A 12,740-nucleotide genomic window follows, 5' to 3' on the forward strand; every position below is an offset into this window, starting at 1 on the left:
AGCTAACACTGAAAACACATATTGCTAATGCTAGCAGAGAAGCTAGTTGGCACAGCCGTCAGTACTCCCGATTACTTTTCCTGATAATGTGATAGTATTCGCAAGTATTATCATATATTACAAAAAAATCAGTTAGAGGTTGTCCGGAAACAAGTAAAAGGCTATAATATCTGAAATTTTAGTACGGGGTAAAGATGAGAAAAAAGTATCCAACAGATCTAAGCGAAAGGGAATGGGCAAGAATAGAAAAACACTTCAGAGTATCATACAAGAAAGGAGGAAGGCCGCCAAAGTATAGCAAAAGAGAAATATTAGAAGCAATTTTCTATGTATTGCGTACAGGGTGTCAATGGCGGTATTTACCAAATGATTTTCCGCTATGGAAGACTGTGTATGAGCAGTTCAGGCAATGGAAGAAGCAGGGAATTTTTGAGAAAATGAATTATGAAATTACAAAATATAGTAGAAGAAAAATAGGAAGGAATGAGCAGCCGAGTGCCTGTATAGTAGATAGTCAATCTGTAAAGACTACAGAAAAGGGGGGATCAAAGGCTATGATGGAAGTAAAAAAGTAAAGGGTAGAAAAAGGCATATAATTACAGACACTCAGGGTTTTATACTAGGTTGTTACGTAGGCGCTGCTAACGAAAATGATAGAGATGGTATTAAAATAGCATTAAACAATATGAGAACAAAATATACTAAAGTTAAAAAAATGTGGGCTGACATGGGATACCAAGGAAGAAATTTAAAGAATCACATAAAGGAAGAATATGACATAGATATTGAAATTGTTAAAAGGCCTCCATGTAGATTTTGGGTGCACAAAGATACGCCACCTGAGCTACTACCAACAAGAGAACAAGGGTTTAAAGTACAGCCAAGAAGATGGGTTGTAGAAAGGACTTTTGCTTGGGTTAATAGGAATAGAAGGCTATCGAAGGAGTATGATTTACTCACAACATCCACTGAGAATTTCATATACCTAGCTATGAGTAGGGTTATGTTAAAGAGGGAATATGCTTGAATTTACTAGTTTCCGGACAACCTCTTAGCATTTCTGTTTATTAAAATTATACAATAAAGCTGCATTTTATATAATACTTCTCAAATCATTTCTACTAAATATTTATGAATATGGTTAAACAGTAGATAGAGGAAACCTTGTCTAGTATTGATCTTTTTTATAGTAAAGTTATCTCATAAAATATTAAATTGGGAGTTTTATGGATCACAGACTAAGAGCTTATTTGCTTGGAGTTACCTGGTTTATACTCAGTTTACTTAGTAGTGTAGTTAATGATACTATATCAAAGTGTCTCGGTTTACACCTTCAAAGTTTTGAGATAATCTTTTTCCGTTTTTTATTTAGCACTATTACTCTTATACCTTTTATATTTTACTATGGAATAGGAGTTTGTAAAACAAGTCGAATATCTATTCAAATAACTAGAGGTGCATTGTTGTTTTGTGGAATGACCTTATGGACCTATGGGTTGACTATTTGCCCAATAGTAACTGCAACAATTATAGGTTTCTCAATACCATTATTTGTTATGCTTCTTGCAATTCCTTTTCTGGAAGAAAATATAATTTGGCAAAGATGGGTAGTAGCTGTCATTGGTTTTATTGGTATTGCTATTACTACTAAAGCTTATAGTGAGGATTTTAATCCTAAAATTCTTATTTTTATTGTATCCGCATTAATCTTCGCTATACTAGATGTACTTAATAAGAAGCTTGTAATGAAGGAGACAATAATAAGTATATTATTTTACTCAGCTCTAACAACAACAATTTTTTCCACTCCGTCTTTGTTATTTTATTGGCATATGCCTTCCTTGTCAGAATTAATATTACTGCTGATTTTAGGAATAAGTTCAAACCTAATTCTGTTCTTCATGTTAAAAGCTTTTGCTCTTACTGATGCTACTGCACTTGCACCGTATAGATACATAGAGCTAATAATTTCTGCAATAGTAGCATACGTTATATTTAATGAATTACCTGATAAAAGTGCTTTATATGGTACTTTGATATTAATACCATCAACCTTGTTCATAGCTTATTCGGAAGGTAAGGCAATTAAGAAAAATAATGTAACAACAAAAGTGTATGACTCAAATTGTTAATGATGTTTATTTTAGATGCTAAGCTACATTTTTAAGGATTAGGAGTAGTATCTGGTACAATGTAAGCGTCTGACATAAATACTAAGAATTTTTGAAATCAGGAAAAATTCCATTATATGAACCTGGATTAGCAGACATTGACCTTTTAGCTAACAGTATGGCCATAATCTTGAATTTCTGCTGGATTTTCCAGTTCAGCTTCTTTAGATTTTGCTGCTAATGTGCGTTAACTTCTTTAATGTTTTTAAAATTGATGCTGATGGTTAGTACTGGCTAAATTGAACACTGGTGTGGCAACTGTTAGTAAAAATGCTAATCTCTTGCTCCCTATATTGGATTTAATTTTTTTATTTTTCTTTTCAGTTTTTTGAAGCCATTTTTGAAGTAGTATTTTTGGCTTAGCTTCTTAAAACATTTTTTTGGAGAAGAGATATCCATTGCTACAGAATTTTTTTGGCATTTCTACGTATCAAGATATAAGATCATAGAATTTGTCTATCACTTTCTGGTTATCCTCTATCATTTTACTTGCCTCTTGCTGAAGAAACTTGATATTTTTGAGTGTAATATTGTCCATCTCAGTCGATGCTACTTTCAATTGCGATTGTATTCTTATATATTTATCGTCTATTACTTGCTCTAGTTGATAATCAACGCAATCCAATCCAGAAGCAAACATCACATTCAGTAGTGGCTTGATCCACCCTATTTTGCCAAATCTACTTGAGTTAGCATACTTTATACTTCTATTTGTTCCACCAGTACCTATTGATAGTAGTATAATCTCATCATTTGGAAATAACCTCTTACCACTTGCATATGCACAAGCCGCTGGATTATTGGCAAACACTCCGCCATCTATCAACACTCTCTCTGTTTGGCTAATTTTCAGACGTTTTGGTGTGAAGTACGTTGGAGCAGCTGTTGTAGCTCTGAGTGCATCTTTCAACTTAATGTTTTTTTCTTTCCAACTTTTGAAGAAAAATTCACAACTATTGTGAATGTCATAACTGGTGAGCAGTAGATTACTCGCAATATCGGCCATAGTACTTTCACCAAAGTATTTGTTGAGAATAAATTCCATATTTCTATATGAGTACTGAGAACCACTCAGCCAAGAAGCAATTGATTTTCTCCAAAATGATGATTGAAAGATATATGCTCCATACTCTTGGTAAAGTTCAACCAAATCATTGGCAGAGTATTGAAGTTTATTGCTTTTACAAAGTCCAGCAACAATAATCCCACCGGTTGAGGTTCCTGCCATTAAATCAAAAATCTGGGAAATTGGCTTTTTTGTCCTAGATTCAATTTCTGCTAGAATAATGGCAGGTATTATCCCTCTAATGCCACCTCCATCTACAGATAAAATGTACTTTGTCACTGTAAAATTTATTTGTGTTTGTGAATAGCTTCAAGTTCGTTGACTTCTTCAGTGAGGTTTTTCACTCTCTCTTCAAGTCGATAGACTATTTCGATTAGTCCTTGGTTTTTTTCTATAAATTGATCATGGGTGTGTACTCGTAAGTCGAGTTTTGCCAACCACCATATGAATCCTACAGTCTGTAGAACTATTGTTATTATTACCGCTATTGGGATTTTTTGCTTTTTCATGTGAAAGTATTAATCTATTATGGATAGTTTGAGGATTTATATAGAGATCATAGAAAACTTACAGCTTTAGTGATTACTTTTTGTTGATTCGTATTGATCCTCTGCTTTAACAAGTAGCTTTATGATTTTATCGTAATGTTTGTTATTTTTATTGTGTCGCGATTCCACTACAGCCATATTTCTAGGTCTTCTTCCGTCTTGGGCTGTAGCTGTAGGATTTGCTCCTTTGCTTAGTAAAAACTCAACGATTTCCAAATGTCCCTTATCTGCTGCATGGTGCAAAGCTGTCCATCCCATATACCCACCTGTAGCATTTATATTTGCTTTTTCTTTCACTAAAAACTCAACAATTCTTAGACACCCAGAATCAGATGCATGATGTAATGCTGTTAACTTATTAATCTGTACGCTAGTATCTAACAAATTTTCTACTGAGAATTTAACAATCTCTAAGTTACAATTTTCAGATGCAATTTGTAATATTGTTTTATAATTATCTGTAGCTTTTGCTTTCATATAGCAATAAGTAATAATAACACATACTACTGTTACTATAAACCACCAAAAATGTAGCTTATTTCTTGAGTCTCTATTCATATTCAATACTTTTTTCAACATTAAACATTTGGTTTACTGATTTTTTCTTAACGTTGATGCTGATAACACAGTGCGATAACCTGAACTATCTAACACATGTTCTGCTCTGTCGATTACCCATTCACCATCTATGTCTTGATGAAATCCTAACAAGCTAAGTTTTGCCTCTGCAAATAGTTCTGGATTACCAGGCATAGTGATATCCAATACTGCATTATTTCGCTTTAATTGTTTTAACTTAGCATTTGCTGCACTTAATGCTGATTCTACATTAGAGTAAAGCGTTTGTATAGTATAACTTGGACTACCAGAACCAGCTATTTCTGATATAGTTTCACCTTTTTCATAGCTATGCCATTTTGCAATTACTGAGTTGTACCTACTCACGGTAAAGTGAACCTTCCAATTTATTGTGTCTTGAGGTCTAATAGCTATTGTTCCTAAAGCTTTTCCAGTTGCCGACTTTGCTTTGCCTTTGGGAATAAAAAGTATGTATCCGCCAGCTAACTTTGCCATTGCCTCGCGTTCTATTGCTATTTTTGTTAGTAAACTTATATCACTTTCTTCTGTTTGGTTAATATGTGGAATCAACACATTTTCAAATTCTTCTGCAACTCTGCACCCATATCCGTGCTTTTCTGCTATTTCCTTAACCAAGCTACCTAGAGTAATTTGATGCCATTCTTTAGATGCTTTCTCCTTTAATGATAGTCTTAAATTTGTTGCATGAGCTTTGATTAGTAGAGTCTTAGGTGGACTTTGTATTGTAACTTCGTTGACTGTATATATGCCCATTGGTAAGACTCCAGTTTCTCTGTAACCTAGAGCGATATTTAATTCATTCGGAACATCTGTGTTTTCATCCCTATAATCAACATGTACTTCAACTACATCATCTATAGTTCCAGATTCATCTGTAAGGCGCAATGATATAACTCTATCTCTAATTGATTCACATTTATCTATTATAAAATCTGGCTGCATTTATTCCCATACTTTTAATTTTGACTTTTGTAGAGGTTTTTCTGTTACAGGCAATTTAATTTTTAGTCCTACCGGTAAAAAACTTCCATGTTCTGCAAGGCCTGGATTTTCAAGCAATACTTCCTCCACTGCTCCACTACTGTATCCATAATGTTTCCAGCAAATTTCATCTAACATTTCGTTTTCTTTAGTGTAATAATAAATCACTTGCTGTAACTTTTTAACTTCAAAATAAACTCAACTTTTCTTGGTTTTCCATCAGGAAAAAATAATATCTGCTTTTCTTCTACATTAGTAATGACAAAATTTCCAAATACACTTCCTGAATTATCAACTAGAACGTGTGGTTCTTTAGTGTTACGTATATTTTTTAGCTGTTCTAAGCCATTACTCTGATAACGTGAATAAATCACTCCTGTTAGATCAATACATTCAATTCCTGAACCAATGTTTTGTAGCGACGTTTTTTCAATACATTCAATTGTATACCACCTTTCTTCTTTACTGTATCTTAGGCTTGTTGGTTCAAGCTTACATTTTCCAAGCAACATCAGTGTAACTCTTCAACTATGTCAAAAAGTGCCCCACGTGCTTGTTCTCTAAATCGTTCTATTACTGCATCAGCAACACTGCGCACATCTTCAGATTTAATGTTGATATTAAACGTTTGATAGAATGCTTGGTTATATACTTTAGATTCCCTATTTTCATATCTACTTTTCTTGAATGCTTTCTCAACTTCTTCTTGTTCTATAGCTCTTTTTTCTTCTATAACACCTTTAACTTTAAAACTCTCAAAATTGCCTTTACTATTTTCTGAAAATTGTTTAATAGCACTATTACTTGTCAATGGGTTTCCGTTACTGAAAATGCTATTTTTAGAAAGCTTATTAACAAAATTTCCATTATTTTCAAATTTTCTAATCGGGTTATTCTCAGCAAATATGCTACTAACTGTATTTCCCATCCATGAAAAAGCTTTTCCTATAGGTTCAATGAGTGATTTCCAAAAGCTAGAGAAAAAGTCTTTCACTTTTTGCCAGTTAGTTAGAACATAAGCTGCACCAGCAACAAGACTCGCTATTAAAAGTCCGATTGGGTTAGTCATTACAGCGAGTGTTATTGCTCTTAGCCCTGTTATTACTGCAGGAAAAACTATAGCTGATAAAAATGAAAATGTTGCCAATATCGTTGCTTTAAGACCAAAAATTGTACTTCCTAATAAAGTAATTCCATAGCCTACTCCCACTACTAAGACTTTCAAACTTATCAAAGCTGCTAAAGTACTCATGATTACTGTAGTTAAAGTTGGATATTTTTCTGCAAAAGAAGCTATATGCTCTGTTATTGCTTTCAAACTTCCAGCTACATAATTTAAAGTAGGCAACATCACTGACCCTAGATTCATGCCAGCTTCAAATACTGCATTTTTAAGTAATTGTAATTTATTAGCTGTAGTGTTTGCCCGATTTTCAAATTCTTTCTGCATTGAGGAGCGGTACTTTCCTTTATCAGCTACCTGTTCAATAGCTTTCTTATAAATGTCTAAGCTTCCTACTAAAAGAGCAATGTCATCTTGAAACCCAGCGCCAAATAGATTCATAAGAATACCGGCACGCTCTTGATCGTCTATTCTTTTTAAAGTTTCAAGGAATTGTAATATTGCCTCTTGAGGATTTTTTTTAATGGTTTGTTCGAGCTCTTCTATACTTGTTCCCATCTCATCTAATGCATCGTGAAATTCAGGACTTTGCTCTCTTGCAGTCTGTAGTTTACTAAGAAAGTTATTTATAGCAGTTGCTGCTTTTTCAGGTTGTTTACCTAAACTTATGAACGTACTTGCTAAGCTACTTGCTTGATCAACTTCTAAACCAAACTGTTTAGCATTACCACCAATTCTATTTAATGTAAGAACCACTTCTTGTGCTTTAGCAGCGGTATTGTCTGAGAGATGGTTTATTATGTTACCTACATTTTCCATATCATCAACTTTAATTCCATAGACGTTGGATATTTTCGCAATAGCATTACCAGCTTCTTCTGCCGACATATCAAACGCTGTGGTCATTTTGGCAACTACTGTTGTAAACTTAATAAGATCATTTTTGTCAATACCAAGCTGACCACCACTTGCAGCTATTTGTGCTAATTCTGCAGCTGACAAGGGTATCTCCCGAGATAATTTCTTTAACTCTTTAGCAAACTTTAATGCTTCATCTTTAGTGTCATTTTGCACAAATTTTACTACTTTCTTTACATCAGCCATAGCCGATTCAAAATCAACAGCAACTTTAATTGGCGCTGCAAGCGTTAGCCCTAGACCAATAGTCTCTATAATTTGTGACTTAAAATGTGCTTTGCTTGCTAAAAAACTTTGGTGACTACGTATTGCAGACCCAAGCTTACCATACTTACCTTTTAGCACTTCAATAGAAGAACCAAGTTTATATTGATCACTTACTAATGACTTAATATTTCTTCCACTTTTTCTTACTTCTTCATTAAATGAATGCAAAGCATCTCTCTTTTTCAAATATGCTTCTTTTGCTTTTGTTGCAGAAAACTTAGCTTTATCAAACTCAGCTTTTAAAGTTTTGCTTGGTTTCTCTATTGCTTTCATTTGTTTAGCTAAAGATTTTACCTGATCCTCAAAACCTTTCCATGACCTTCTGCTAGTTAAAACATCACTACCCAACTGCTTAAACTTTGATACTGATTTTAAAGATGAATCAAGCTCTCTTATATTCTCACCAAGATTAGAGAGTTGACTACTACTGCCTTTTATTACAGTATTAAAGCTACCATCTAAAACAGCTCCGATTTTTATAGATAACGTTGACATTTAGACCTCTTTGCTATTTCTGCCCATAAGATAAATTCATTAATTTCCATTTCAAGTATTTGTTCAACCCCGCCTCCTACAACAGAGCTGAACATTAATACTTCTAATCTCAAGTTTTTTGGATAATCGGTGAAAAAAAATCCTTTAATACCTCTTGAATTTTCACATAATCAGCAATATCTAACTCTTCAATTGCTTCTTTTGTAACTGATGTCAGATTGGCAGTCAAAGTTACTTCCTTACTCAGATCACTACCATTAATGCGCTCTACTGCCAAATAGTCTCTAACTTTTGGACGTCTAACAGTAAGTTCTGAGACAGAAATTCCATCAACTGTTATTGGGTTATTAAGTGTTATAGCTTGCATGTTCCTCCTTAAAAAGTTAATTAAATAAAAGTCTATATCGGCTTTTACATAACTAATTTCTTTGTATGGTGCTATAAATAGGATTAGCTTTGATAAGAATCTTTTCTGTGTTCAATTGAAGTAATAACTACTGTATGTTCTGGTACATCTATATAATAAAGTATACCTCACCCGTAGACTACGTTGTCCACTTAAGTTATGCTTTAATGGCTTTCCAAGTCCAATTGGATCAACTGTTAGACGCTCCATTATTGCCTTCTTAATCATTAACTTTACTTTTGCTGGAAGAGCCGGAATGTCTTTCTTTATAACAGATTCTGAATAGTCTATATTGTAAGGCTTAATCCCAGAAGGCATCTTGATGTTTAACCCTCTTTTCTTTATAGCGTTCGTCAGCAATCTTAGATAATTCCATATCTTCGATTTCTTCTTCCATTAATTCAGTTAATAACTTTAAAACGGACTTGTCTTGAGATTGTGCTACACTAACAAGTAAACCAGTTAGCTGCTCTATGGAATTTGTATGAGCTTTAGAATCCATATTAACTATATACCTACAACTTCTTATATTTTAACATTTTTATGTAATTTTGTCAACCATATTAGATCCCTAGAATCGTTTGTAGCAAGGCCATCTGATCAACACCATTTATCTTTCTAATCATATTTTCAGCATCGATCTCTATCAGCTCATTGCCACTTATCGTAAGTTTGTAGTAATGGGCAGCTACAGTGCATTTTAGAGTGGCTTTTTCAGCAGGCTTCCAGCTACCAAAATCAAATTCTTTGAATATTCCCCTGAGATTGATTACTACAGCTTCAATATCGTTACTACCACTCCCTTGCATTCCACCTCTGAGTGTCAAAGCTACTGAATTCCCATCTATCAAACCGAAAAGCCTAAATAGTTCTGAATCATACTCTGCAAAAGTAAAATCAGCTTCAAGCTTTTCCATGCCCATATCAATGCTAATTGGTATGTCCATACCCCCTGCACGGTATTCTTCTGTTTTGATAGTGAGCTTCGGCAAGGTTATTTCATCTATTTTTCCTGCATAACCACGACCATCAACGAATACGTTAAAATTTCTCAGTATTTTTGGTAACACTTTGCTTTCTCCTAACTTATATTTACAAGATGAGACCTGAATATTATTTGCTCAGCCGGATATGGCGGTGTAAACTCAAAATCAAAAAACACTTTTCCACTTGCAATGTTTGCCGGCGTATTGAGTTCTGAAGTTGCGTAACATTTTCCGCTGATAATTGCTCCTTGGGCTTTTAAATTGGCCAAATAAGAATTCACCCCCTCAATCACATCATCTATATAAGTTTTGGTAATATTGCGATCAACTGCTCAGAGATGAGCTCTAAGTAGACTGTCGTTAATTAAGTCTGCAGTGCGCCTTACTGATAGAAAAGCCCACTTAGGATCACTTGAGCAAGTTCTATTTCCCCAAAGCCTGTAGCCATTTTGATGAATTATTGTTGTTACTTCATTTTCATTTAAATGGTTTGCTCTACAATTTGTATTACCGAGCGTAAAATCAATAGGCCTGCTTGTGCCAACAATACCATTTATTTCTTTATTTGAAGGTGAGTGCCAGAATCCTTGTTCGCTATCTACTTTCGCTATTAAACCAGCTACAAATGGGCTTGCTGGCAAAATTTCTTCTTTTCCTTCAATAAATACCTTAACCCATGGATCAATAACATAAACCCTTGAGCTGCCTACACTTTTTCTCCACTTGATTGCTTCTTCATCATTAGTATTTGGTCCGTCTGCAACAATAATTGCTCTTAATTTTTCTGCTATAGGAATTAATGCTGAAACTACTGGATTTTTGCCATCTTCTGGTAGTTGGTGAGTAAACTGAGGTGCAATTAATATTCTTGGTGCAACATGAACTATACTTTCACTACTGAGGAATGCCTCTATCCCTTGATACTCTCCAGTCTCTTTATCAACACCGCCAATTATATTTTTCAGCGTTTCTTCTTCTTTTAATTTTGGATCACTGTTTTCACTTTCTTCAACTCGAATAACTACTACTGTTGCACCAATTTGGGAAAATATTCCATTTACTGCAGAAGGTAAACTGCCACTCTTTCCAAGCTTTGCTGCTTCTTTTAAGCTTCCTGCAATTAACACTGGTTTATTTAGCGGAAATCTTTCCTCTTCTGCTTCAGGTGCAGTACCAATCACTCCTATTACTGATGATTTAGCTGTACGTACTGCTCTTGTCCCTGAGGTTACCTCAATAACATTTACTCCGTGCAAAAATTCTTCTGGCATTTCTTTCCTTTTTAACTTTCTTGCATTTTTTTTCTGAAATCATCGAGCAAAGTCTGTAGCTCATTTTCACTCTTGGCTTCTTCAATCTTTCTTTTGGCTAAATCTTCAAGCTCTTCACATTTAATTATTGCTTTTACTGCTTTTTTCACTTTTTCCTCAATTATTCTTGCCATTTCAATAACTGTAATACCACGGACTTTTGCTAATGGCTCTATAATTTCTGCATCTTTTTCATCCTGGTCTGCTAGAATGCTTTTTGCGGCTTTTTCTTGTATTTGATACGATTTAGCTTTTTGGTGAGAATTTCCAGCGTATTCGTTAGTATAGTTATTAAAATAAACGCGAAGATTAGAAAGTACGGGAGTGTTAAATAAACTGTGTCAAGCCGCATTTTTAGTTCAACTCAATTTTCAGTCTGTTGGGAAAGAAAATGTCAAGCTGAGACATAGTTAATGCCCAATTAGGCAAAGCTGTAGTCCACTTTTGCTCTACCTTTTTTATAGCACAATATACCTGTTTGTACAAGGCATTTGTATTAGTAAATGAGCCCTTAGTTTTAGTAAATTTCCTAATTTGTCTATGCAATCCCTCAATTGGATTGGTGGTGTAAATCAGCTTCCTAACTGGTCCAGAATACTTAAAATAACCAGACAAATTTTCCCAATTGTTTTGCCATGATTTTGTAACCAAGGGATATTTTTCACTCCATTTTTCTTCCAGCTCAAGCAAATAATTCTCAGCAATCTCTTTACTTGAAGCACGATATATTTTTTTCAAATCATTTATGAAAACTTTTACATCTTTGCTAGATACATACTTCAGTGAATTCCTTATCTGATGCACTATGCATAGCTGTACTTCTGCTTTAGGAAATACACTATTTATAGCGGTAGGAAAGCTTTTTAGCCCATCAATACAGGCAATTAGAATATCTTCTACTCCTCTTTCTTTGAGGTCATTTAGTACTCCCAACCAGAAGTTAGCTCCTTCACTTTCAGCCAAATAAAAACCTAATACTTCTTTTCTGCCATTTTGATTTATGCCCAATATATTATACATACATTTACTTATGCAATGTCCGTCCTCCTTGACCTTAAAAAACATGCCATCCATAAATACTATTGGATACACTGATTGCAGTGGGCGGCTGCGCCATTCATTGATTACTGGTAGCAGTTTATCGGTAATACTAGATATCTCTGCTGCTGATATTTTGTGGTCATATATTTCCTCAACATGTGAAGCTATATCTCTGTATCCCATGCCACTGGCATATGTGCTTAAGACCTTTGCTTCAAGTTCTGGATGTAGGCTTGTTTGCCTTTTTTTGACTATTTGTGGTTCAAAGCTTCCCTCCCTATCTCTTGGTGTTAGCAGCTCAAATGAGCCTGCACTCGTGCGTAAAGTTTTTGCGTTTCTCCCATTTCTTCGGTTATTTTCTTCACTTTCAGCTGACATGTAGCTTTCTATTTCACCTTCCAGACTTGCCTCTAGCAACCTTTTTATAAACGGTGTTAATGCTCCATCTCTTCCTGTCAATGGTCTTCCTTCTCGTATAGATGACAGGATATTTGTTTCTAATTCTTTATAATCTACCAAACCAGTAGTTCTATTTGCTTGACTCATATCAAACCTCCATTTTTTATATCAATTTATTACTTTTTTTTTCGGTTTGACACACTTTTTTGAACGTTCCCGAAAGTACAGAAAGTTTCGCATTTTCAAGTAACTCCAACTCAATGTCTTCCTTATTCCTCTCAACAATTTCTTCTCCCTCTGTTAACTGATAACTCTTTTGCCATTCAAAGTTTTCTGGCGCTTCATACCAGTTTTTACCTTTTGGCTTGCTTTCAAGTATTGTTGTTTCTACTTGTTTATCATTTTCAAATCTAATGTAGATAGACATTG

At 34.5% G+C, this 12,740-nt stretch carries 13 protein-coding genes and 3 pseudogenes; 2 read left to right on the top strand and 14 right to left on the bottom strand.

All coding sequences use genetic code 11. The annotated features are described in order from the left end of the window. Window positions 1-194: 194 nt before the first annotated feature. Window positions 195-1,027, top strand: a pseudogene (locus ACQH2O_RS03585) (IS5 family transposase). A gap of 199 nt (window positions 1,028-1,226) precedes the next feature. Beyond that, window positions 1,227-2,132: a DMT family transporter gene (locus tag ACQH2O_RS03590; RefSeq protein WP_265035241.1), complete on the top strand. Its 906-nt coding sequence runs from the start codon at window positions 1,227-1,229 to the stop codon at window positions 2,130-2,132. A 469-nt stretch (window positions 2,133-2,601) separates the two neighbouring features. Here the strand turns inward: ACQH2O_RS03590 and ACQH2O_RS03595 are convergent, their stop codons facing one another. The 14 genes and pseudogenes from ACQH2O_RS03595 to ACQH2O_RS03660 all read right to left on the bottom strand — a co-directional run bounded on the left by ACQH2O_RS03595 (window position 2,602) and on the right by ACQH2O_RS03660 (window position 12,738). Beyond that, window positions 2,602-3,516, bottom strand: coding sequence for a patatin-like phospholipase family protein (locus tag ACQH2O_RS03595; RefSeq protein WP_425385348.1), 915 nt, complete (start codon window positions 3,514-3,516; stop codon window positions 2,602-2,604). An 8-nt stretch (window positions 3,517-3,524) separates the two neighbouring features. After that, on the bottom strand, window positions 3,525-3,746 hold the full coding sequence (locus ACQH2O_RS03600; protein ID WP_425385349.1) for a hypothetical protein: 222 nt from the start codon (window positions 3,744-3,746) through the stop codon (window positions 3,525-3,527). A 66-nt stretch (window positions 3,747-3,812) separates the two neighbouring features. Then, window positions 3,813-4,343: an ankyrin repeat domain-containing protein gene (locus ACQH2O_RS03605; RefSeq protein ID WP_425385350.1), complete on the bottom strand. Its 531-nt coding sequence runs from the start codon at window positions 4,341-4,343 to the stop codon at window positions 3,813-3,815. Between the two features lie 33 nt (window positions 4,344-4,376). Continuing rightward, window positions 4,377-5,327 carry a phage tail protein gene (locus ACQH2O_RS03610; protein ID WP_425385351.1) on the bottom strand — a complete coding sequence of 317 codons (951 nt, stop codon included), beginning with the start codon at window positions 5,325-5,327 and terminating at the stop codon, window positions 4,377-4,379. Then, window positions 5,328-5,504 carry a tail protein X gene (locus ACQH2O_RS03615; protein ID WP_425385352.1) on the bottom strand — a complete coding sequence of 59 codons (177 nt, stop codon included), beginning with the start codon at window positions 5,502-5,504 and terminating at the stop codon, window positions 5,328-5,330. It lies immediately after the preceding gene. A 26-nt stretch (window positions 5,505-5,530) separates the two neighbouring features. Further along, window positions 5,531-5,878, bottom strand: a complete 348-nt coding sequence (locus tag ACQH2O_RS03620) for a phage tail protein (protein ID WP_425385353.1) — start codon at window positions 5,876-5,878, stop codon at window positions 5,531-5,533. After that, window positions 5,878-8,169 (bottom strand): phage tail tape measure protein, encoded by a 2,292-nt coding sequence (locus ACQH2O_RS03625; RefSeq protein WP_425385354.1) that lies wholly within the window; start codon window positions 8,167-8,169, stop codon window positions 5,878-5,880. The genes ACQH2O_RS03620 and ACQH2O_RS03625 overlap by 1 nt, the downstream gene beginning before the upstream one ends. Before the next feature lie 109 nt (window positions 8,170-8,278). Continuing rightward, window positions 8,279-8,536 carry a phage tail assembly protein gene (locus ACQH2O_RS03630; protein WP_425385355.1) on the bottom strand — a complete coding sequence of 86 codons (258 nt, stop codon included), beginning with the start codon at window positions 8,534-8,536 and terminating at the stop codon, window positions 8,279-8,281. Between the two features lie 340 nt (window positions 8,537-8,876). Then, the gene (locus ACQH2O_RS03635; protein ID WP_007303020.1) at window positions 8,877-9,077 is read right to left on the bottom strand and encodes a hypothetical protein; all 201 of its coding nucleotides are present in this window, start codon (window positions 9,075-9,077) and stop codon (window positions 8,877-8,879) included. Between the two features lie 61 nt (window positions 9,078-9,138). After that, window positions 9,139-9,645 (bottom strand): phage major tail tube protein, encoded by a 507-nt coding sequence (locus ACQH2O_RS03640; protein WP_425385356.1) that lies wholly within the window; start codon window positions 9,643-9,645, stop codon window positions 9,139-9,141. An 11-nt stretch (window positions 9,646-9,656) separates the two neighbouring features. Next, window positions 9,657-10,832 (bottom strand): annotated as a pseudogene (locus ACQH2O_RS03645) (phage tail sheath subtilisin-like domain-containing protein). A gap of 11 nt (window positions 10,833-10,843) precedes the next feature. Next, window positions 10,844-11,188 (bottom strand): annotated as a pseudogene (locus ACQH2O_RS03650) (hypothetical protein); the annotation flags it as partial. Window positions 11,189-11,225: 37 nt separating this feature from the next. Next, complete coding sequence (locus ACQH2O_RS03655) at window positions 11,226-12,458, bottom strand: IS256 family transposase (RefSeq protein ID WP_353287648.1); 1,233 nt, start codon at window positions 12,456-12,458, stop codon at window positions 11,226-11,228. A gap of 16 nt (window positions 12,459-12,474) precedes the next feature. Next, window positions 12,475-12,738, bottom strand: a complete 264-nt coding sequence (locus ACQH2O_RS03660) for a hypothetical protein (RefSeq protein ID WP_425385357.1) — start codon at window positions 12,736-12,738, stop codon at window positions 12,475-12,477. Window positions 12,739-12,740: the final 2 nt, after the last annotated feature.

This window comes from Wolbachia endosymbiont (group B) of Schoenobius gigantella (assembly GCF_964031005.1).
GTDB classification, from domain to species: domain Bacteria; phylum Pseudomonadota; class Alphaproteobacteria; order Rickettsiales; family Anaplasmataceae; genus Wolbachia; species Wolbachia pipientis.